Raw genomic sequence first — 19678 nt, forward strand, 5'->3', positions numbered from 1 at the left:
CGCCCTTGCCGCCGCGCTGCTCGGCGCCGGGTACGGGCTCTGCCTGAGCACGGGCCTGCGCGAGGTCGAGGAAACCGCAGCACCCGACGAGCTCGGCGCGGTCGTCTCGATCTTCTACAGCCTCGCCTACGCCGGGCTCCTGGTGCCCTACCTGCTCACGTTCCTGGCGCCGCGAGTCGGTTACCCCTGGGCCCTCACCGCAGCCGCCGCCGCGTCGGGACTGACCATGGTGCTCGTTCTCGTGTCGCGACCCGGCTCGGGACCGGCGCATGACGCCCCTTCCGCCCATGTCGATCGGTTACCGCGCATCTGAACCAGACCAGACAGACAGCTCGTTCCCCACGGAAGCAGATGGAAACCCGGCTGGACGCATACCCGGCCAGTCCTTCAGCGTGAGCCATGGACACTCCCAGCATCTTGATGGAAGGGCTACGAGGTGCGGAGACCACGCTCCTCCATCGCATCACAGACTTGACGCATCGTCGAGATCGCAACGCTGAGACAACTCAGGCGGGAACTGCACCCGGGCGCGCGCCGAACCGCCCGCACCGCGCCCGGCGGAACTGCGCGCTGCGCCGCCTTGGCCCTGAGCAGCGCCACCCTGTAGGGGACGGGACCTCGGGCTCGACGCAGCGGGCGAACGCGGCCACGGATGTGTCCGGGTCGTCAGGTACCGCAGGCCCGGTCAGCTGGCTGGTCTCCGCATCGACAGCCGGCACGCGACGGTGATGAGTCGCCCGCTGCGCAACTGGTGTGGAATCGATAGTCCCGAATGTTGGTTCCCGACGCATGGACAGTGCACGCGGGCAGGCCCGGTCTGTGACGTGGTCGCACCCCTCACAGGCGGTACGGCTGTTCCTGCGGGGCGCCACGGCCCGGACCGCGGTCCCGGTCGCTGCCGTGGTCGGGACGGTGTTGTCCGCGGTCAACCAGGGCGACGTCGTGCTGTCCGGGACGGCGAGCCTGGGGGTTTGGGTCCGGATCGCGGTCAACTATCTGGTGCCGTTCCTGGTCGCGAGCTTCGGGTATCTCTCGGCGCGGCGGTCCCCCCCGGACGGGGGTGAACTCAGACAAGGTCGATCTCAATGACGATCTCCGAGCGCAAGGCGGCGCGATCAAACGAGTGATCGACGCCGGGACTCCTCGGGTGCTCGGAATGTCGGCGGTCGCGGAAGACGCCGGGGAGATCATGTTCGCCGCGACATGGGCGATCACGATGCGGATAACCGTCGAGCGGGTCGCCGACACCTGGGCGCCGTATTTGACCATGAACGAAGCCTTGCGGCTGGTTGCGCTCTCGTTCCGCCGCGGCCCCGCCCAGCTTTCGTGCTGCGCCGCTTGACGGGAACCGCCCTGTATCTCCGCCCCTGCCCGACCGTCGTGTCCGACGGAGCGGTTTCACGAGCCCCTCCCTGGCAAGCCGGCGCCTCAACCGTGCCGGCGTGCGGTCAGAGCGGTGGTGAGCGGCGGCTTACGGCACCGGGAACGGGGACGCCACGGCCTCCTCTCGGCCGTCGAGGGCCTGGGCGCAGCGCACCATGTCGATGGTGACGTCGAGGATGAAGCGTTGGAACAGAAACAGCAGCCCGGTGATCGCGGCTACGTCGGCCTCGCTGCACACGGCCAGTGCTGCGTCCGGGTGCAGACCCGCGGCGGCCGGCAGACCTCGGACGTGTTCGCGGGCCCGGCCGAGCAGCCCGAGCGCGGTGGCCTCATATGGCGCGCTGCGCACGACCGGGCCCAAAACATCGTCTAGGGCGACCTGCAGGAAGACCGGCCAGTTGGCCAGCACCCGGAAGTCGCTGGACGGGCCGTGGTGCAGGTGCATGTCACTGGCGCGGGTGAGCAGCTCCCGCACCTGGGGCGTGGTGTCACCGGGATCCACCAGGTGCAGGGCCGCCATCCCGTCCGGTGGGCCCGACGGCGGCGCCGCCTCGGACCAGACCAGCGCGCCCGCCCCTCCGCACGCACGGCCCTGGATCCCCTCGCACCACGCGGTGATCAGCAGCAGGTACTTGACGTTGCCGTAGTTCAGCGCCCGCAAGGCCGCTCGAACCTGCGCGAGGTCGGCCTCGCCGAACCCCAGCCGGGACAGCCGGGGCCGAGGATCGGGTGGGTCGTCGCCGGGCAGGATCGCCATGGTGCGCAGCTCGTCGGCGGCCCGCTCGACGTAGCGGGTGGCGAAGGAGGTGCGCGCCGCCTGCCAGGCGGCCGGGACGAACCCGCCAAAGACGGCCAGGCTCCGCGCGGCGAACATCACCCACGGCACCCGCAGCACTGCTTGCATGTCCTCGTAGCTGCTGCGCAGAAGCCCGCGAGCGTCGTCGAACTCGACCTGCGGGAACGTCGGCCCGCTCATCGCCGGGGCCCTCGCGGGCCGCTGCTGTGCTCGATCATGGACCCGATCGTGCCAGCCGCCGTGGATGTAAGGCGATCAGGACACGCCTCGGCCTCCAGAAGCCGCGGCAGGACCTCGCTGAGAGTCGGAAAACGCCGGCCCTGCGGGCGGTGGGCGAGGCCGGGGTGTGGGTCGCGTGCCTGAGCAACGGCGCCCGCGACAGCACCGAGCCGTTCCTGCGGCGCGCCGGCCTGCAATAGCTCGTCGATGAGGTGCTCAGCGTCCCTGAGGTCGGGAAGTCGAAACCACCGCCGCAGGTGTACCGGCATGGGTTCGAGCGCGTCGCCCGACCCGCCGGCGAGGTCGCGCTGGTCGCGGTGCACGCCTTTGACTGCCACGGCGCGCATGCCGTGGCACTGACCACCGGCTGGGCGCCGCGGCTCGAACGGCACCACGGCAGGTTCACTCCGGCCGACGTCGTCCGTGATGACCGGGTGGCAGTCGTCACTGGACGTCTCGCGCTCCCCCCGCCCATGACCCTGTTTGACCGACCACCATTCGAAGGAGATTCAGCATGGCCACCCGGCGCAGCACATCACCATCAACCGGCCCGCCGACGAGGTGTGGGCGGTGGTTAGCGACGCCGGCAGCATCTCGACCTGGTTCCCGATGGTAGAGACCTCGTCCGCCTCCGGTGAGGATCGGCACTGCATCCTCAAGGGTGGTGTCCCGCTCGAGGAGAAGATCGTCACCAATGACGCCGATCTGCGCCTCTTTCAGTACCGCATCGTCGGCGGCGGGGTGTCGGCTCAGTCGCACTTGGGCACGGTCGACGTTCTCGAGCAGGGCAGTTCCTGCCGGATAGTCTAGCACCGAGGTCACCCCCGACGAGCTCGCCGACCCCTTGGGCCCAGCCGTCGAGGACGGCATCCAGGACCTCAAACAGCACTGTGAGTCGCTCAGCCAACGGCGCCCCGCCGCCCCATGTCACCCGCCGGGTGTCCCCCGTGTTCCACAGAAACGTCTTCGCACGAGCACAAAGGGGCGTTGCCGCGGGCCCCCGGGCAGGCCACCGACGTCCTATTCGCCGTGTCGTCGCAGGAGATGTACGACCTCCTCGTCGTACGGCGTGGGTGGTCGCCGCGCCGCTACACCGGCTTCGTCGCAACCACTATCGAGAACGCCCTGCTGTGAACCCGCGCGACGCGCCCGGCGCCCGGCGCTCGCTGGGTGTCCTGGACGGGGGGCGCCCAAGGCCTCTATCCGCCGCAAATTTCGCGCGAGAGCGTGCCACCTCGGATGTGATGCGCGCGCTCCACACCCCGCGTCCTTCCGGTGCCCCTCTGTTGTCAAGGGGTCGGGATCAGCTCTTTGGAGTGTGCGCGGGAGCCGGCCCCGGACGGGGCTTCGCAGGGGCCGTGGTGGCCGGTAGCGTCATGGGTGCGGGTCCGGGAAGTGGCTGATCCGAAGTGTCGATGTGCGGGGGCAGGTCGACCGCGCTGGATATCAGAGACGCCCCGCAGTGCCCTCCCCGACCCGCCCCGAGCGGCGCGTCGGCCGCGCGTTGTGCGTCGGCGACCAGCCTCGCGGTAGAGGGCGTCAGAGATCCTGCGTTTGAGGCAGCGCCTGGCCTCAGCTCGGGTCTTGCCGGCAGCGATCTTGCGCCGGTAGTAGGCCCGGCCGGGGGTGTCGAGGCGGATCTGGGTGGCGGCGGGGATGTGGATCATGTGGTTCATCCGCCGGTTCCCGGCCCGCGAGAGCCGGTGCCGGACGATCTCACCGGACGAAGCATCGATCGGGGCGGTGCCCGTCCAGGACGCGAACCGGTGCCGGTCAGCGAACCGGGCGATGTCCCCGACGTCGGCCAGCGTCCGGGCGGCCACGACCGGCCCGACACCGCGCAGATCCATCAGCCTCGAGCCGGAGGCCAGGACCATCGCCTTGAGCTCCTTGGTCAGCGTCTTGATCTTCTTGTCGACCGCGATCAGCTCGGCCAGTTGCTCGACCGCGAGCCGGCGGCGGGTCTTGCCCGCGAGGTCCCGGGGCCGCACCGAGGCAAGGATTGCCTTGGCCTGCAAGGCGGTCAGATCCTTCTTCCCCTTCCCCGGGATCAGCTCGGACAGCAGCCGTTGCAGCCGGTTGACCGTTTGGATCCGTGCCCGGGTCAGCTCCTCCCGGCGGTCGGCGAGCATCCGCAACGCCTCGAGCTGCACGTCGTAGGACAACACGCGTAGCCCTTCGGGGCGGACCGCGACCGCCGCGACCGCGTGCGCGTCGTGGGCGTCGGTCTTGCGGCCCAGGCCGGTGTCGAACAACCGCGCCCGGGCGCTGAGCTTGGCCGGCACGTCCACCACGGACTCACCGTCGGCCAGCAGCCGCTGCGCCAGCGTCCGGCCGGCGCCGTTGCTGCCCTCGACCGCCCAGACCCGCTCCGGCCAGGCCCGCACGTGCTTGCGCATCGCGCCATACCCGGCCTTGTCCGTGGAGAACCGGCCCGTGGCCAAGAGCTTCTCTCGCTCGTCAACGACCTCGATCGTCGCCGACAGCTTGTGGGGATCGACCCCGATGAACACCTTCGCCATGCCGCCACCTCGCCTGATCGTGGACCTGTAGTGATTACGAGGCGGGCATTGCTGTTGAGAGCAGGGCAGTCCCCTCTGGAGCCACACCTCGTCACGGCACCCGGCGGGAACGCAAACCGAAAGTGAGCCACACCGATCACGCTGATGGGCAGCCGCGAGAAGAGCACCCCGCCGAGCACCTGAACCGAGTCTGGCCGGACACCGGTCCTACCGACAAGCGTCTAACAGCCGCTAAAGACCGCAGCCTCAGTACTGTGCATCACAAGCGGATGGCGGATTCAGGCGGTCGTCGCAACGATGGGCGCTTTAGGGTTGAACAGTAGCTGCTGCATGGTTTGAGCGGGGGTCCATGCATAGCCCACGCCGCGGTTGCTGGTCAGGATTTTCGAGGTGTTGAGGTAGCGCTGGGAGACGACTTGGAAGATGGGCGGAGGCGGCCTCGGCGGGCAACGGCAGGCAGCCCGGTTCGTCGATGGCCAGGCAGGTGGGTCCGGCGTAGAAGCGCAGTTGGTGGCCCAGTGGCCTTCGATCGCGACGCGGTGGCAGCGGGCGGCGCGGTCGGCGGCGGTGGTGACGTAGGTGCCGTAGCCGGTCTCGGCGGCGGCGGACCGGGCCAGGGTGACGGCGAGGGTGGGTCTGGGGTCAGCGCTCATCGTTCGGGTCCTCAGTGCAGATGGGTGGCAGGAAGCCGCGTGTGAGGCAGTACCTGGGTCATCGACGACCACCACACAGAGGAGCAGCACATCGGCCAGGACGTCTCCGAGCTCGATTCGGCGCTCCGTCGTGCTTATCCACGGTCAGGTCGAGTTCGTCGTCGCCCGACCGGGCGATCACGAATGTTCACCACAACGGGGGATCCACATCCTGCCGTCCGACGACCAGGTCCCGCCGCCGATGCAGCGGCGCTCGAGTCGGTGGCCACACTGATGCCGCACGGAGATGGCGTCACCGCTGCTCCCGGCCGCCTTGTCGGATGTCGCGAGGTCGCCCGGGCGGTCAGCGTGTTCGGGGCCGAGAAACAAGCTGGGTGCGGTCGTTGGATGCGAGCCTATTTGTTAGAACATAGTCGGTTTGTGAGTGCAACCATGTCACTCTGATGGCACACATCAGCGCGAAACGCCGCCGGACCGTGAGAAACGTTGAGGAACGTTCCTGCAGGTCAGGCGGCGTCTGGCCGAGGGTGGGCAGGTCAGTGAAACCCTGTCGTCAGATGTCGTAGTACATCTCGAACTGGCCCGGTCACGTGAGGTCGATCTGGAAGACGTGTGTACCTACCGGGCAAGTCCCCCTCCGGACACGATTGACGACACGCTCGTTGGGCGGAGGCAGTGACCCTCTTGCCGCTGCGCTCGTCGTCAAGCCGAACGCCAACGAGGCGTAAACCTCACCTCGAGTACTCGTAGCCCATGTCGGTCTCGTCGGCGATTGACCTCCGCTCCATGTTCGACGAGGGCATGGCGGAGCCCAGCCCCACCGCGCCGCTCTGCACGTGCCTCCGCCTACGACCGCGACGGGATGGGTTTGTCGTCAGTCCCAACGAGATCGCCGACCGCACACTGCACCTGCACAAGGTGCTCGGGCCCGGCCAGATCATCCAGATGGACGTCGGCTGCACGCCGCACCGCGACGTGCAGGGCCATCGAGCTGCTCGCACCGAGGTCCCGGTTCCAATGGCGGACCGGTCGGCGGTCACTCCGGGAACGATGCGCACCGTGCCGTCGTCGCCTGGTGGGGCTGACTCACCCATCTGGCTGCCGATGGTGACGCCGCCGAACGGCGCCTGGAGACGGAAACATATGGGAGCACCGCCGACTGGTGACCGGTTGGTGGTCGCGCCCGGCAAGAAGGTGATCGATCCTTCGTCAGCCATCGAGGCGGCCGCGACTGTGAGCGTGTTGAGGGGGTGGCAGGAGTCTCCCGCCCGCGGCCCCCGCCAATCGACTGCAAGCCACACTTCGCGGCCGCGCCCGGGCGCCTCGAGGACTCCCGACTCAGCGGAGGCCGAGGAGCGTGAGGCCGCCGTGCGTCATGTTGTCTGCCTCGACCGTGATCATCCGGTGGGTCGCACGATGATGGCGACCTTCCCGCGGGCCCGACCGGACTCGAGGTGGCGGATGGCGTCGGGCACCTCGGCGAGCGGGTAGGTCCGGTCGATGCTCGGGACGACCTGGCCGGCTTCGATGAGGTCGGTGAGCCGTTCGAGGTCATTGCCACGCACCGTGCAGACGAGCATGGTCAGCCGCTGCTGCACCACCGACGAGAGGGCCAGGGCACGCAGCTGTCGGTTCATGCCTCCGGTCAGCTCACCACCGTCCTCGCCGCCGACGAGCACGGCGGTCCCGGTGGGCGTGAGGGCACGACGCAGCCGCGACAGTGTCGCTCGCCCCGCGATGTCGATGATCAGGTCGTAGCGGTGGGCGCCATCTGCGAAGTCGTCGCACGTGTAGTCGACGACGTGGTCGGCACCCAGTGCGCGGACCAGGTCGAGCTTGGCGGTGCTGCAGACGCCGGTGACGTCGGCGCCGAACGCCTTGGCCAGCTGGACGGCATACGATCCGACACCCCCGGACGCACCCGTGACCAGCACCTTCTGTCCCGACTCGAGCCGGCCAACGTCGAGTGCCTGCAGGGCGGTTGCGCCGGACACCGGGACGACCGCCGCCTGCGCCCACGCCGCGTTGGCCGGTTTGCGCGCCAGCTTGTCCTCGCGGGCCACGGCGTACTCGGCGAAGGAGCCCTGGCCGAAGCCGTACACCTCGTCACCGGCAGCGAACCGCGTCACCGCCTGGCCGACCGCCACTACTGTGCCGGCGACGTCGTGCCCAAGGACCGGCTGCCTCGGCCCGCGGATCCCCAGAGCGAGGCGTAGCAGGAGCGGCCGGCCCGTCATCAGGTGCCACGTGCCGCGGTCGAGACCGGCCGCGCTCACCTGCAGGAGCACGTCGCGGTCGCCGACCTCGGGTCTGTCGATCCGGGCGAGGCGCAGGACATCGGCTGATCCGTACCTGTCCTGCACGACCGCATGCATCGTGACCTCGGCCGGCCTGCTGGTGTCACGGCCGATGCCGATGCCGATGCCGTTGCCCTGACCCTGGGTTCCCATGAACGCTTCCCCTCTCACTTGGCGAGCCGCTCTCGCCGTACTTAGTACGAACACGGTATCGTACAATGTACGAACTGGCTATGGCTCCGAGGCGAAGGTGACGAACAGATGGTGAGATCAGTCCAGGTCGTCACCCCGAGGCGCGAACCGCTCAGCCGCGACCGGGTGCTGGACGGCGCGATGGTCGTGGCCGATGCGGGGGGCCTCGACTCGCTGACGATCCGCTCGCTCGCGCAGACGGTCGGCGTCGGGCCGATGTCGATCTATCATTACGTCGCCAACAAGGACGAGATCATCGACGGCATCGTCGATCTCGTCTTCGGCGAGATGGACATCCCCTCACCCGACGGGGACTGGCGCACGCAGATGCACCGGCGGTCCGTTTCGGTCCGTCTCGTGCTGAGGCGCCACCCCTGGGCGATCCCGCTCCTGCAGTCGCGGACCGCGCCCGGCCCGGCGACGCTGCGCCACCTCGACGCGGTCATCGGCTGCCTGCGTGGCGCGGGCTTCTCGGTGGAGATGACCGCCCACGCGTACGCGCTGATCGACAGCTACGTCTACGGGTTCGCGCTGTCAGAGGCCTCACTGCCCTTCAACGGCCCGGAGACCGTGGCCGACGTTGCCGAGGCGATGATGCAGAGGTTCTCCACCGGCGCATATCCCCACCTGCTCCAGTTCTCGAGCGAGCACGTCATGAAGCCCGGCTACGACTTCGGCGCCGAGTTCGAGTTCGGGCTCAACCTGGTCCTCGACAGCCTCGCGGATCGAGCAACCGCCCGCCGCACCGCCCCGAAACGCGCACACGCGACGAGGCGAGCGGCATCCGACGTCGTCCGTATGCCGCTTAGCTCGCTCCCAGCGCCCGCTCTGCCGCTCTGTGGAAACGAGACCCCGCCGGGGCTCCGCCGCCGGCCGCCTGCAAGGCCTTCCGGAACTGCTGCACCGTGGCGTCGTCCACCTTCGGATGAGTGAAGAACGGCGTGAAGTCCTCTCGGGGCGACAGCTCGATCCACTCGTAGCCCAGTTTCGCGACCAGTGCCGGGAGTTCCATGAGGGGCACCTCCCGGAACATGTACGGATCGAGGGCGAGCTTCAGGCCCGGCACCCCGGGTCGGGACGGTTGGCGAGCTCCACAGGAACGGCCTTGCCGGACAGGAGGGACTCCATGCCGGCGGTGCACACCGCGGTCGCGGCGTAGCCGTCCCAGCTCGTGGGCCCGACGACCTCGCCGCGCCGGCTCGCATCGGCCCATGCCTGGACCTCCAGGTCGTAGGCCCGCCCGAAGCGATCCCGGAAGTCGTCGGGGATCGCTCCGCCGTAGTGGTTGTCTCGGCGCACGAACACGCCCTGTCCCAAACCGATGGTGGCGTTGCCCCTCTCGGCCACGGCCTCGCAGCGGACCTCGTAGCCGATCTGGCAGTTGACGAACACCTCGTTCGTGACAATGCCGCCTCCGGCCATGGTGAACAGGGCGATCTGCGGGTCGAGGACCCCCTCACCTGCCAGGCCGGTCGGTGTCGGGGCGAGGACCTGGATCGAGGCGACCTCTTCGCCGAAGAGCCAGCGGCACACGTCGACCTCGTGCACGAGCGAGTCGCGCACGATCATCTCCGAGCGGAACGAGTCGGGGACGGTCTTGTTGCGGTGGATGTTGTGGACGACGAGCGTCCGGCCCAGGGATCTCGAGTCGAGGAGCGCCTTCATCGCGGCGTACTCGGGGTCGAACCGTCGCATGAAGCCGACCTGGATCAGCGGGCGGCCGCTTGTGGCCTCGGCCTCGACCACCCGTAGGGAGGACTCGGTGTCCATGGTGAGGGGCTTCTCGCACAGGGCGTGCTTGCCGTGCTCGATGCACGCGAGGAGCTGCTCCTCATGGACGAACCCGGGGGAGGCGATGATGACGGCGTCGACTCCCTCGTCGGCGATGAGGTCCAGGGGGTCAGCGATCAACCGGACCCCGTTGAACTGGCCCGCCAGCGTCGACGCCCGTGCCGTGTCGGGGTCGGACACGGCCACCAGCGTGGCGCCCGAGACCCGGTCGACGATCCGGTGGGCGTGGTCGGCGCCCATCATGCCGACGCCGATCACTCCGACGCGCAGGTCATTCGTCACGGTCATGCTCCTTGTGGATCTCAGCTCTGGGTTTGGGTGGGGTGGTCAGCGAAGCGGGCCGCAGGACTGCAGGTAGCTCAGGGTCCGGGTCGCGATGGGAAGGGGCTGGTCGGGTGGGCAGGGGTACAGGTCCTGCTCGACGATGGCGAACAGCTCCACGTCGAGGCCAGCGAGGGCCTGGAGGATCGGCCGCATGTCGGGTATGCCGAGGGGTGGCTCGCACATCGCGCCGAGCCGAACGGCCTCACCGAAGCCGATGCCCTCCGCCCTGACCTTCTCGAGGATGGCCGGGTCCACCTGCTTGAGGTGGACGTAGCCGATCCGCTGCGGGTGGTCGTTGATGAGGCGCAGGTTGTCCCCGCCGCAGTATGAGATGTGTCCGGTGTCCAGGCACAGGGTCACGAGGTCGGGGTCGGTCTCGACGAGGAAGCGTTCGACGTGCTCGTGGGTGTCGACGTGACTGTCGGCGTGCGGGTGGAACTGGATCTGCAGGCCGTAGTCGTCCCGGATTGCCGTCGCCAGCCGGTTGATCTGCGCGGCGTAGACCGGCCACTCCTGCTCGGTGAGAGCCGACGCCTCCAGCACCTCACCGGTTTCGGGGTGGCGCCAGAAGTCGGGGATGACGACGACGTGCTCCGCGCCCATGGCGGCGGTCAGCTCGGCGACGGCCGAGACGCCCCGCCATGTCGAGTCCCACGAGTCGGCGCGGTGCAGGTGCTCGAAGATCGTGCCCGCGGTGACGCTCAACCCCCGCTGGCCGAGCTCGTCGCGCAGCTGCACGGGGTCCGACGGGAGGTAGCCGTAGGGGCCCAGCTCGATGCGCGTGTATCCCGCTGCGGCCACCTCGTCGAGGAAACGTCGCCACGGCGTCTGCTTCGGGTCGTCGGCGTACCAGACCCCCCAGCTGTCGGGGGCGCTGCCGATGAGAGCGGGCCTGGTCATGTCTTGATCCTTTCGGCGGGGTCGATCAGGGGGCGTTGGGTGACTTTGTGGGCGAGGTAGTCGCGGTAGGAGTCCTGGGTGCTGTCCAGCTCGGAGATGGCGCTGACGGGGACGTCCCACCACGCGTCGCTGTCCGGGGTGTGGACGAGGGGGTCGGTCTCGACGTGGATGACGACGGGGCCGCCGCGAGCGGGCGCCGCCTTGGCGTCCTTGATGGCCTGCGCCAGCTCAGCACGCGAGTGCACCTCGATCACGTGCGCGCCCAGGCTGCGGGCGTTGGCCGCGAGGTCGACCGGGATCACGGCACCGTCGAGGCGGCCGCTCTCGGCGCCGCGAAACCGGTAGCTGGTCCCGAACCGCTGGGAGCCCAGCGACTCCGACAGGGAGCCGATCGAGTGGAACCCGTGGTTCTGGACGAGGACGACGATGACCTTGATGCCCTCCTGGACGGCCGTGACCAGCTCGGTCGGCATCATCAGGTAGCCGCCGTCGCCGACCATGGCGAACACGTCCCGGTCGGGGTCGGCGAGCCGGATCCCCAGCGACGCCGGCACCTCATAGCCCATACACGAGTAGCCGTACTCGACGTGATAGGCCTTGCGGTCGCGGACCCGCCACAGCTTGTGGAGGTCGCCCGGCATCGAACCGGCCGCGCAGACGACGACGTCCCGCGGGTCGGACAGCTCGTTGACCGCGCCGAGCACCTCGCCCTGGGTAAGCAGACCCTCGGCCAGCCGGTCGGTCACCTCGCTGGGCGGATGGTAGGAGGCCTCGACGCGTTCGTCCCACTCCTGCCAGAGGCTGGCCTGCCGTGCTCTGTAGCCGGGCTCGACGCCATAGTCCTCGAGTGCTGCGGACAGGGCGGTGAGTGCGTGCCGGGCGTCTGCGACGACCGCGAGGCCCGCGTGCTTGCCGGCGTCGAAGCGGGCGATGTTGATGTTGACAAAGCGCACGTCCTCGCCTTGGAACGCGGTCCGCGACGCGGTGGTGAAGTCGCTCCACCGGGTCCCGATGCCGATGACCACGTCGGCCTGCGCGGCGAGCGCATTGGCGGCGGTGGTGCCGGTCGCACCGATGGCTCCCATCTCCTGCGGATGTCCGTGGGGGAGTGACCCCTTCCCCGCCTGGCTCTCCCCGACCGGTATGCCGGTCTGCTCGCACAGCAGGCGCAGTGCCTCCTCGGCGCCGGAGTAGTGCACCCCACCGCCGGCCACGACCAGGGGTCGCCGGGCGGTCCGGATGAGGGCGGCGGCGTCCTCGATGCCCACCTGCTCCGCTGGCGGGCGGGGCACCCGCCACACGCGCGGGGCGAACAGCTCGACGGGCCAGTCGTGCGCCTCGGCCTGCACGTCCTGGGGCAGGCAGATCGTCGCGGCGCCCGTCTCCACGGGGTCGGTGAGGACCCGCATCGCGCCGAGAAGCGCCGCCGGCAGCTGCTCCGGGCGGCTGACCCGGTCGAAGAAGCGCGAGAGCGGCCGGAACGCGTCGTTGACGGTGACGTCTGCGGCATATGGCTGTTCGAGCTCCTGGAGCACGGGGCTGGACACCCGCGTCGCGAAGGTGCCGGACGGTAGGAGGAGCACGGGAATCCGGTTGATGGTGGCGAGGGCGGCGCCGGTGAGCATGTTGGTCGAGCCGGGCCCCACCGAGGCGGTGCACGCCCATGTCTGCAGCCGGTCCTTCTGCCGGGCGTAGGCCACCGCAGCGTGCACCATCGCCTGCTCGTTGCGCGCCAGCACGTAGGGCAGCCGGTCGTCACCCTCGGCGAGCAGCTCGTTCTGCAGCAGGGCCTGCCCGATGCCGGCGACGTTGCCGTGGCCGAAGATCCCGAAGCAGCCGGCGAAGAGCTTGTGACGCTCGCCATCACGCTCGCTCCACTGCTGGGTGAGGAAGCTCACCACTGCCTGGGCCACCGTCAGCCGGACGGTGCGCTGGCTCTGCTCGGTCATCGGGTGCCTCCCATGGGCAGTCTGGGGTCGACGGTCTGCGTCGCCCACGTCTCGCGCACCCAGCCATGGGCGGGGTCGTCACAGATGAGCCAGGCCCGTTCGGGTCCCGGGCCGGCCATGACGTTGAGGTAGTAGAGGTCGTAGCCGGGAGCCGCCATCGACGGGCCGTGCCACCCGTGGGGGACCAGGACGACGTCTCCGCTGCGCACCTCGGCGAGCACATCGATCTCGCGGTCTCCACTGGCGTAGACCCGTTGGTATCCGATCGGGTCCGCGGTCCCCGGAGCAGGGTGCCCGGCCCCCGGCTGGACCTGGAAGTAGTAGATCTCCTCCAGCACCGACTCGGCGCCTTCGCGATGCTCGTCGTGCTTGTGCGGGGGGTAGGAGCTCCAGTTTCCGGACGGCGTCACGACCTCGCAGACGATGATCGCCTCCGCGTCGAGGACGGCGGGAGTCCCGCAGTTGCGCACCTCGCGGGAGGCGGTGCCTGCCCCGCGCAGCTCCACCGGCACCTCGTCGGCGCTCACGTGCCGGAAGGGGGCACCAGCCGGGGTCACGATCTCGGGCAGGAAGGCGACGGCGAGTGCGACCCGGGCGTCGGCGGTGGCCGAAAGGGTCAGCCGGGAGCCGCGGGGGACGTAGGCGAGGTCGGTCGGGCCGGCGAACACCGACGCCCGGCCGGCCAGCAACACGTCGTGGGCCGCGCCGGCGGCGTCGACGCAGTGCACGCCGACCGCGCCGCTCAGCGGCACGACGATGATCTCGCGGGCTCCCACCTCGAGGGTGCGCCGGTCCCCGGACCGCAGCAACCCGGCATACAGTCCCGTGTGCTGCCATCCGTCCCGGTGGTCGTCGACGACGACGTCCCACTCGTCGAGGCCGGCCGATCCGTGCGGGAGCACCCAGCGTGAGCTCATCGAGAGGCTCCGTGGACGAGCTCGGCGGCGATGTCGACGGCGGCGGCGACGTCGCCACCGGGCGGGTAGAGCAGCGCCCGGCCGACGACGAGCCCGCGCACGGCCGGCAACTCGAGGGCCCGACCCCAGGAGGCGTAGGTGTCGTCGGGCTCACCCTGGGGGTCGCCGCCAAGGAGCAGGGTGGGCAGCGTCGTGCTGTCCATGACCCGGGGCAGGTCGTCCACGACGGGCAGCTTGAGCCACGTGTGGGCGCTCGTCGCCCCGAGGGCCGAGGCGATGGCGACCGACGTGATCGTCGAGTCGGGGTCGAGCAGGTTGACGACCCGGCCCTCCCGCCGCACGGACAGGAAGGGCTCGACCATCGCCATGACGCCAAGGCCGGCCAGGGCGGAGATCGCCTCGGCGCTGGCCTGGAGCGTGGCGGCGCTTCCCGGGTCGTCGAGGCAGATCCGGGTGAGCATCTTGCCCCCCTCGAGGCCGCAGGCGGCCACGTCCTCGGCCCGGTATGCCGTGAAGCGGTCGTCGAGCTCGAAGCTGGCTCCCTGCAACCCGCCCCGGTTCATCGAACCGATGGCGACCTTCCCTTCCAGGGCCCCGAGGAGGAGGAGGTCGTCGAGGATGTCGGGGGTCCCGAGCACGCCGTCGACCCCGGGCCGGGACAGCGCCGTCCGCAGCCGGATGAGGAGGTCGGTGCGGCTCGCCATCGCCGTGGCGTCGCCTCGCACGCCCAGCGCCCCCCGGGCGGGGTGGTCTGCCGCAACGAGCAGCAGGCGGCCGTCCTCGCCGAGGAGCTCACGGCGGCGCCGGGCGGTCCACGCCTCGGCGATCCGGCGCGGCTCGCGAGCCCGGATCTCCGTCAGCTCCAGGATGGCGGCCTCCCGGTCGGCGATCTCCACGGACATCACGTCTCCTTGCTGTCGACGACGTAGCCTGCCGCGAGGCTGGCCTGCACCTCGGCCACGCTGGGCATGGCGGTTGAGCACTCGAGCCGCGAGGCGACGATCGCGCCCGCGACGTTGGCGAACTCCAGGATGCGCTGCAGCGGCCATTCGTGGAGCAGGCCGTGCACCAGAGCCCCGCCGAAGGCGTCGCCCGCACCGAGCCCGTTGACCACCTGGATCGGGAAGGCTGGCACCTCCACGCGCTCGTGAGCCGTGGCCGCGAGGACACCCTTGGGGCCCTGCTTGACGATGGCCAGCTCGACCCCCCGCTCGAGCAGGGCGTCAGCGGCCCGTTGCGGGTCGCTCTCGCCGACCGCCACCTCGCACTCCTCGCGGTTGCCCACCGCGATCGTCACCTGCTCGACGGCCGCACTGGCCTGGGCGCGGCCCTCCTCGACGTCGGCCCAGAACATCGGGCGCCAGTCGAGGTCGAGGACGGTGTGGCGTCGACGGCCACGGGCCTCCCAGGCCCGGTAGTGCGCGGCCCGGCTGGGCTCCTGCGACAGGCCGGTGACCGTGGACCAGTAGACCCTTGCGTCCCGGATCGCGTCGAGCGGGAGCGTGTCCGGGTCGATGAGCAGGTCCGGGGCGGTGGGGTAACGGTAGAAGTAGAGCGGAAAGCTGTCCGGCGGGAAGATCTCGCAGAAGGTCACCGGCGTCGGGGGCCCGTCGACCGGCTCGACGAACACGTCGTCGACCCCGAGGCGCCGCAGCTCGCGGGCCACGAAAGTGCCGAAGGGATCGCGCCCGGTGCGCGTGATGATCGCGGTCCTGCGGCCGTGCCGGGCTGCTGCGACGGCGACGTTGGTGGCGCTGCCCCCGAGGAACTTCTCGAACGTCCTGACGTCCTCGAGGCCGACGCCGTGGTCGAGCGGGTAGATGTCGACGCCGGTCCGCCCGATGGTGAGCAGGTCGTAGGGGGCCGTCGTGGCGCTCACAGGGACGGCACCTCGTCGAGGCGGACGACCCGGCCCTCGTGACGGGACAGCTCACAGGCCTCCGCGACCCGAAAGGCCTGGAGGGCGTCGTCGACGGTGCACGGCGACGGGCGGAGCCCGCGGGCGACGTCAACGAACGCGGTCAGCTCGGCCCGGTAGGCCGGCAGGAACCGCTCCATGAACGACTGGTGCCGGGGGCCGCTCGGGGAGTCGGCTCGGTCCTCGGCGGACGTCACGGCGAGCGAGCGGTCGTAGCCGACCCCGATGGTGCCTGCACTGCCGGCGACCTCCATGCGCACGTCGTGGCCGGCCCCGTTGTACCGCGTAGCGGAGAGCGTCACCAGCGTGCCGTCGTCGAGCGTCAGCACGCCCGCGGCGGTGTCCACGTCGCCCGCCTCGGAGAAGAACGGGGCCCCCTTGTTGGCCCCCGTAGCGTAGATCGTGACGACCTCGCGGCCGGTGACGTACCTGATGATGTCGAAGTCATGGATCGAGCAGTCGCGGAAGAGGCCGCCGCTGGTGGCAATGTAGGCGGCATGCGGCGGGGCCTGATCGTGGGTGTTGACCCGGAGGGTGTGGACGAAACCGAGCTCCCCGTCCGCAACGGCCTGCGCGACGCGCTGGTACCCGCGGTCGAACCGTCGCTGGAAGCCCACGTGGACCGGCACGTCCGTGGCCGCGGCGGCCTTGCAGAGCTCCATGGTCTCGTCAAGCGACGCGGCGACGGGCTTCTCGCAGAAGGTGGGGACGCCGCGCCTGACTCCTTGCCGGAGCAGGGGGGCGTGGCCCGGGGTCGCCGTGGCGATGACGAAGCCGTCCACACCGGAGTCGAGGAGCTCGGCAGGCGAGGCGGCGAAACCGACCTCCAGCCGGTTGGCGAGGGCTCGGGCCGCCTCGGTGTCCAGGTCGGTGACCACGAGGTCGTCCACCCCGTCGAGTCCCCTGAGGGTCTCGGCGTGGAATGCGCCGATCCGACCAACACCGGCAAGTCCGATTCGCATACGCGCTCCTCTGAGAGACCCGGGTCCGGGTGGGGCGGACTGGGCAACGCCGTCCTGTCGACCTCGATCGTGGCCGGTTTGCGGCATCGTGTCAAACAAATGTCAGGACAATCTAATGTTAAAAACGTGGATGGCAGTGCGACCACCCCCGCGACTCCCGACGCGAGGTCTTCCAGCCGGGAATCCTCGCCCAGGAGTCGCTGGGGTTCGCCGGTGGCCGGGGTGACGCAGTCATGGACTGCTCGTCAGCGCTCGTCGACGACCATGTCGAGTGCGTAGTCCTCTGCCCGGTAGCTGTGGTCCCCGAACTCCACGGCATTGCCGGCCACGTCAAAGGCCATCCGCGTCATGGTCAGGACCGGCTGACTGCCGCGCAGGTTGAGGTGGCGACGTTCGACGGCCGTCGGCATCCGGGCTCCGATGCTCTGCCGCGCGACCACGGGCTTCGCGCCGCGCGTGCGTAACGCGTCGTAGAGGCCGGTGGTCTCGAGCTCCTCCCGGGTGAGGTCGAAGTATGCCGGTGGGAGCCAGTTCCGCAGCAGGGCCAGGGGTTTGTCCGCGACGAGTCTCAGCCGGACGATCGACAGCAGCTCGGCCTCCTCGTGGAGGTCGAGGGCGGCTGCCGCTCGCGGCTCCTGGACGATCTCGAGGTCCAGCACCCTCGTGCGGGGTGCGCGCCCCGCGCGGCTGAGGTCGTCGAAGAGGCTGGACAGCTCGAACTTGCGGTGGACCTTGCGGTTTGCCACCGTCGTCCCGACTCCACGACGCCGCACGAGCAGGCCCTGGTCGACCATCTCCTGGATGGCACGCCGCACGGTCGGCCGGGAAAGCTGGATGCGCTGGCACAGTGCCAGCTCGTTCTCGAACGAATCTCCGGGCTCGAGCCGCCCGTCCGTGATGGCGGCGCGGAACTGCTCGGCGAGCTGGTGGTAGAGGGGGACCGGCGAACTGCGATCGATGCGCAGGTCGACGAGCTGGGAGGTCATGCACGAAGGATAGCGAACTGGCGACAATGTGAACTCACGATGTCAGCACAATCGGTGGGAGCGGTCCCTCTAGGTGCCTGTCACTCCTGACATCTACGTCTCGCGAGCCGCTGCCGCCGGCGTGCGGCCGTAGGTGACTGCGTGCACGGGGGTGAGCTGGAAGTGCCCCAGCCCTTCGAAACCGTGCCGGGTGAGCAGATCGTCGTAGGCCGTGCGCGGCAACAGCTGATCGCCGATCTGAGCCTCGAAGAACTGAATGCCGCTCATGATACGGCCGGGCACGGAGCGGAGGGTCTCGTCGTCGTCGGGGAAGGGGAAGTCCGAGATCACGAACCAGCCGCCAGGCTCCAGCATGTCCTTGACCCGGCGGGTGACGGCGTCGATGTCACGGCACTCGTGCATCGAGATGTTGTTGATCACGACGGTTGCCCGCTCGTCAATTCGCATCTCCTCCAACGGGCTGCACAGCACCGAGACCCGGCCCGCGACTCCGGCCTGCTCGACCTTCTCCCTTGCGGACTCGACCGAGCGGGCGTCGCCGTCGATGCCGACCAGACTGGCTGCAGGGTAGTGATCGGCGAGTGCGAGCAGGCCCAGACCGGACCCGCATGCGGTATCGACCACCCGGCACCCGTCTCGCAGCCGTTCGCTCAGCCCGGGGACCTGTGCGAGCCCGCCGGGCACCAGCCGGCTGTAGAAGGGGCGGCCGGTCGCGGCGACGCCGGTGATCCAGTCCGGGCTGGTCGTGTCCCACCAGGTCCGTTCCCCAGAGCCGAGCCGTTGCTCGAAGTAGTCGAACATCTCCGGTTGCTGGACCAGCGGGAACAGGCCGCCCACGAACCCGGGTCCGCCGGCGTCGAGCAGCAGGGTTGCCATGTGCGGGGCGAGCTCGAAGCCGTCGCCGACGCGCCGCAGCACTCCGGCCGCCAGGGCACTGCGGCACCACACGGACACGTAGAAGGCGTCGTAGTCGAGCCGTCCGGCCAGGTCCGCGGCGGACAGCCCCGTGTGCACCTCGGCAAGGGCGGCAATGATCCCGGCGCGCAGTCCCATCGCGATCGTGCGGTGCCCGATGTAGCCGGCGACGTGACTGAGCAGCACCCCTGCCTGCTCCGGCGGAGAGGGGCTGACCGTCGTCGTCGGGTGCTGGGTGCTCATGTGGAACTCCCTCTTCCTGCAGTCGACCCGAGCCGTGCGCGCAGTGCGCGCAGTGTCCCAGTGTGCTGGCGGCACCATCGACGCGCAGAGCCAATCCCCCACCCTAGCCGCCGGGGGGGCTGCGCGGCCGTCGAGGGAGGGGCGCCGTGCCCACCACCGTGGGCAGGGCATTACGCGCTGCCCACCTGGGTGGGCAGCGCATAGTGCGCACGAAGGACACGTCCCCGCCCGGGCGAACGGCGCCCCGGCAGCCACCAGGTCGGGGCCCAGCGGACCACGACGGAACTCGAGCAGGGCCTCGTCGTCGTCGGCTCGGGCGAGCTGCACGGCATACCCCGCCGCGGAGTTGTCGGCCACCGGGCCGATGTGGGCCCGCGTCCATCTCATCGACCCCAAGGAGGATCAGCATCAGGCCCCCGTCCCGAGGCGTCCTCCGGGCCACCCCTGTCGATCCCCGGCCGGCAGGGGAGCCTCGACGCCTCGGTGCATCGGCGCGGTGGCGAGCTTGGCGACGGGCAGGAGGAACCAGTGTCTGCGCACGCACAGGATCTTTGCGTGGTCGACGGGACCGTCGGTGCTCTCAAGAACGGCGCGCCACTGCACCTCGGCCACCTCGCCGCACTCAGGGCAGGCTGTCATGTCCAACATGGGCCTCCCTCTCCTCCATCGGGCCGGCGCGCGCTCGGCGACGGAATCGATCGCACAGGTGCC

20 protein-coding genes and 1 pseudogene are annotated in these 19678 nt (G+C 69.9%); 6 read left to right on the forward strand and 15 right to left on the reverse strand.

The genetic code is table 11. The features are described from left to right. The 3 genes and pseudogenes from ACLL9L_RS10175 to ACLL9L_RS10185 all read left to right on the forward strand — a co-directional run. A pseudogene (locus tag ACLL9L_RS10175) lies at positions 1-313 on the forward strand (hypothetical protein); the annotation flags it as partial. Between the two features lie 476 nt (positions 314-789). Beyond that, positions 790-1089, forward strand: a complete 300-nt coding sequence (gene nrtS, locus ACLL9L_RS10180) for a nitrate/nitrite transporter NrtS (RefSeq protein ID WP_411284537.1) — start codon at positions 790-792, stop codon at positions 1087-1089. After that, entirely contained in the window at positions 1061-1342 is a 282-nt protein-coding gene (locus ACLL9L_RS10185; RefSeq protein ID WP_411284538.1) for a hypothetical protein, read from the forward strand. The genes nrtS and ACLL9L_RS10185 overlap by 29 nt, the downstream gene beginning before the upstream one ends. A gap of 129 nt (positions 1343-1471) precedes the next feature. On the opposite strand, the gene ACLL9L_RS10190 is transcribed toward ACLL9L_RS10185, so the two are convergent. Then, complete coding sequence (locus tag ACLL9L_RS10190; protein ID WP_411284539.1) at positions 1472-2359, reverse strand: halocarboxylic acid dehydrogenase DehI family protein; 888 nt, start codon at positions 2357-2359, stop codon at positions 1472-1474. Continuing rightward, positions 2356-2793, reverse strand: a complete 438-nt coding sequence (locus ACLL9L_RS10195) for a hypothetical protein (protein WP_411284540.1) — start codon at positions 2791-2793, stop codon at positions 2356-2358. Before ACLL9L_RS10195 ends, ACLL9L_RS10190 begins: the two co-directional genes overlap by 4 nt. A gap of 88 nt (positions 2794-2881) precedes the next feature. On the opposite strand from ACLL9L_RS10195, the gene ACLL9L_RS10200 reads away from it, so the two are divergent. Continuing rightward, on the forward strand, positions 2882-3208 hold the full coding sequence (locus tag ACLL9L_RS10200; RefSeq protein ID WP_411284541.1) for an SRPBCC family protein: 327 nt from the start codon (positions 2882-2884) through the stop codon (positions 3206-3208). A gap of 177 nt (positions 3209-3385) precedes the next feature. Further along, the gene (locus ACLL9L_RS10205) at positions 3386-3532 is read left to right on the forward strand and encodes a hypothetical protein (protein ID WP_411284542.1); all 147 of its coding nucleotides are present in this window, start codon (positions 3386-3388) and stop codon (positions 3530-3532) included. A gap of 155 nt (positions 3533-3687) precedes the next feature. On the opposite strand, the gene ACLL9L_RS10210 is transcribed toward ACLL9L_RS10205, so the two are convergent. From ACLL9L_RS10210 to ACLL9L_RS10220, 3 genes are all read right to left on the reverse strand, one after another. Then, the gene (locus ACLL9L_RS10210) at positions 3688-4920 is read right to left on the reverse strand and encodes an IS110 family transposase (RefSeq protein ID WP_411284543.1); all 1233 of its coding nucleotides are present in this window, start codon (positions 4918-4920) and stop codon (positions 3688-3690) included. Positions 4921-5198: 278 nt separating this feature from the next. Next, a complete protein-coding gene (locus tag ACLL9L_RS10215; RefSeq protein WP_411284544.1) occupies positions 5199-5573 on the reverse strand; it encodes a hypothetical protein in 375 nt (124 codons plus the stop codon). Positions 5574-6970: 1397 nt separating this feature from the next. Then, the gene (locus tag ACLL9L_RS10220; protein WP_411284545.1) at positions 6971-8023 is read right to left on the reverse strand and encodes an NAD(P)-dependent alcohol dehydrogenase; all 1053 of its coding nucleotides are present in this window, start codon (positions 8021-8023) and stop codon (positions 6971-6973) included. Between the two features lie 108 nt (positions 8024-8131). Here ACLL9L_RS10220 and ACLL9L_RS10225 point away from each other — a divergent pair, with 108 nt between their 5' ends. Further along, positions 8132-8995 (forward strand): TetR/AcrR family transcriptional regulator, encoded by an 864-nt coding sequence (locus ACLL9L_RS10225; RefSeq protein ID WP_411284546.1) that lies wholly within the window; start codon positions 8132-8134, stop codon positions 8993-8995. Between the two features lie 120 nt (positions 8996-9115). Here the strand turns inward: ACLL9L_RS10225 and ACLL9L_RS10230 are convergent, their stop codons facing one another. From ACLL9L_RS10230 to ACLL9L_RS10275, 10 genes are all read right to left on the reverse strand, one after another. Further along, a complete protein-coding gene (locus ACLL9L_RS10230; RefSeq protein WP_411284547.1) occupies positions 9116-10135 on the reverse strand; it encodes a Gfo/Idh/MocA family protein in 1020 nt (339 codons plus the stop codon). Between the two features lie 45 nt (positions 10136-10180). Continuing rightward, complete coding sequence (locus tag ACLL9L_RS10235) at positions 10181-11077, reverse strand: TIM barrel protein (RefSeq protein ID WP_411284548.1); 897 nt, start codon at positions 11075-11077, stop codon at positions 10181-10183. Beyond that, positions 11074-13026, reverse strand: a complete 1953-nt coding sequence (gene iolD, locus ACLL9L_RS10240) for a 3D-(3,5/4)-trihydroxycyclohexane-1,2-dione acylhydrolase (decyclizing) (RefSeq protein ID WP_411284549.1) — start codon at positions 13024-13026, stop codon at positions 11074-11076. The genes ACLL9L_RS10235 and iolD overlap by 4 nt, the downstream gene beginning before the upstream one ends. Then, positions 13023-13943, reverse strand: a complete 921-nt coding sequence (gene iolB / locus ACLL9L_RS10245) for a 5-deoxy-glucuronate isomerase (protein WP_411284550.1) — start codon at positions 13941-13943, stop codon at positions 13023-13025. The genes iolD and iolB overlap by 4 nt, the downstream gene beginning before the upstream one ends. After that, positions 13940-14845 (reverse strand): deoxyribose-phosphate aldolase, encoded by a 906-nt coding sequence (locus ACLL9L_RS10250; RefSeq protein ID WP_411284551.1) that lies wholly within the window; start codon positions 14843-14845, stop codon positions 13940-13942. Before ACLL9L_RS10250 ends, iolB begins: the two co-directional genes overlap by 4 nt. Next, positions 14845-15822, reverse strand: a complete 978-nt coding sequence (iolC, locus tag ACLL9L_RS10255) for a 5-dehydro-2-deoxygluconokinase (RefSeq protein WP_411284552.1) — start codon at positions 15820-15822, stop codon at positions 14845-14847. Before iolC ends, ACLL9L_RS10250 begins: the two co-directional genes overlap by 1 nt. Beyond that, positions 15819-16823 (reverse strand): Gfo/Idh/MocA family oxidoreductase, encoded by a 1005-nt coding sequence (locus ACLL9L_RS10260; protein WP_411284553.1) that lies wholly within the window; start codon positions 16821-16823, stop codon positions 15819-15821. The genes iolC and ACLL9L_RS10260 overlap by 4 nt, the downstream gene beginning before the upstream one ends. A 245-nt stretch (positions 16824-17068) precedes the next feature. Next, positions 17069-17809 carry a GntR family transcriptional regulator gene (locus ACLL9L_RS10265; RefSeq protein WP_411284554.1) on the reverse strand — a complete coding sequence of 247 codons (741 nt, stop codon included), beginning with the start codon at positions 17807-17809 and terminating at the stop codon, positions 17069-17071. A gap of 93 nt (positions 17810-17902) precedes the next feature. Beyond that, positions 17903-18967 carry a class I SAM-dependent methyltransferase gene (locus tag ACLL9L_RS10270; protein WP_411284555.1) on the reverse strand — a complete coding sequence of 355 codons (1065 nt, stop codon included), beginning with the start codon at positions 18965-18967 and terminating at the stop codon, positions 17903-17905. Positions 18968-19375: 408 nt separating this feature from the next. Next, positions 19376-19615, reverse strand: a complete 240-nt coding sequence (locus tag ACLL9L_RS10275; protein ID WP_411284572.1) for a hypothetical protein — start codon at positions 19613-19615, stop codon at positions 19376-19378. Between the last annotated feature and the right edge of the window lie 63 nt (positions 19616-19678).

The organism is Lapillicoccus sp. (assembly GCF_046595215.1).
Classification (GTDB): domain Bacteria; phylum Actinomycetota; class Actinomycetes; order Actinomycetales; family Dermatophilaceae; genus Lapillicoccus.

Excerpts from the sequence above, each read along its gene's own strand:
- ACLL9L_RS10250 (WP_411284551.1), bottom strand. The coding sequence starts at position 14,845 with ATGTCCGTGGAGATCGCCGACCGGGAGGCCGCCATCCTGGAGCTGACG.
- ACLL9L_RS10275 (WP_411284572.1), bottom strand. The coding sequence starts at position 19,615 with ATGTTGGACATGACAGCCTGCCCTGAGTGCGGCGAGGTGGCCGAGGTG.
- ACLL9L_RS10210 (WP_411284543.1), bottom strand. The coding sequence starts at position 4,920 with ATGGCGAAGGTGTTCATCGGGGTCGATCCCCACAAGCTGTCGGCGACG.
- ACLL9L_RS10215 (WP_411284544.1), bottom strand. The coding sequence starts at position 5,573 with ATGAGCGCTGACCCCAGACCCACCCTCGCCGTCACCCTGGCCCGGTCC.
- ACLL9L_RS10220 (WP_411284545.1), bottom strand. The coding sequence starts at position 8,023 with ATGGGAACCCAGGGTCAGGGCAACGGCATCGGCATCGGCATCGGCCGT.
- iolB (WP_411284550.1), bottom strand. The coding sequence starts at position 13,943 with ATGAGCTCACGCTGGGTGCTCCCGCACGGATCGGCCGGCCTCGACGAG.
- ACLL9L_RS10270 (WP_411284555.1), bottom strand. The coding sequence starts at position 18,967 with ATGAGCACCCAGCACCCGACGACGACGGTCAGCCCCTCTCCGCCGGAG.
- ACLL9L_RS10265 (WP_411284554.1), bottom strand. The coding sequence starts at position 17,809 with ATGACCTCCCAGCTCGTCGACCTGCGCATCGATCGCAGTTCGCCGGTC.
- ACLL9L_RS10260 (WP_411284553.1), bottom strand. The coding sequence starts at position 16,823 with ATGCGAATCGGACTTGCCGGTGTTGGTCGGATCGGCGCATTCCACGCC.
- ACLL9L_RS10225 (WP_411284546.1), top strand. The coding sequence starts at position 8,132 with ATGGTGAGATCAGTCCAGGTCGTCACCCCGAGGCGCGAACCGCTCAGC.
- ACLL9L_RS10190 (WP_411284539.1), bottom strand. The coding sequence starts at position 2,359 with ATGAGCGGGCCGACGTTCCCGCAGGTCGAGTTCGACGACGCTCGCGGG.
- iolD (WP_411284549.1), bottom strand. The coding sequence starts at position 13,026 with ATGACCGAGCAGAGCCAGCGCACCGTCCGGCTGACGGTGGCCCAGGCA.
- nrtS (WP_411284537.1), top strand. The coding sequence starts at position 790 with ATGGACAGTGCACGCGGGCAGGCCCGGTCTGTGACGTGGTCGCACCCC.
- ACLL9L_RS10235 (WP_411284548.1), bottom strand. The coding sequence starts at position 11,077 with ATGACCAGGCCCGCTCTCATCGGCAGCGCCCCCGACAGCTGGGGGGTC.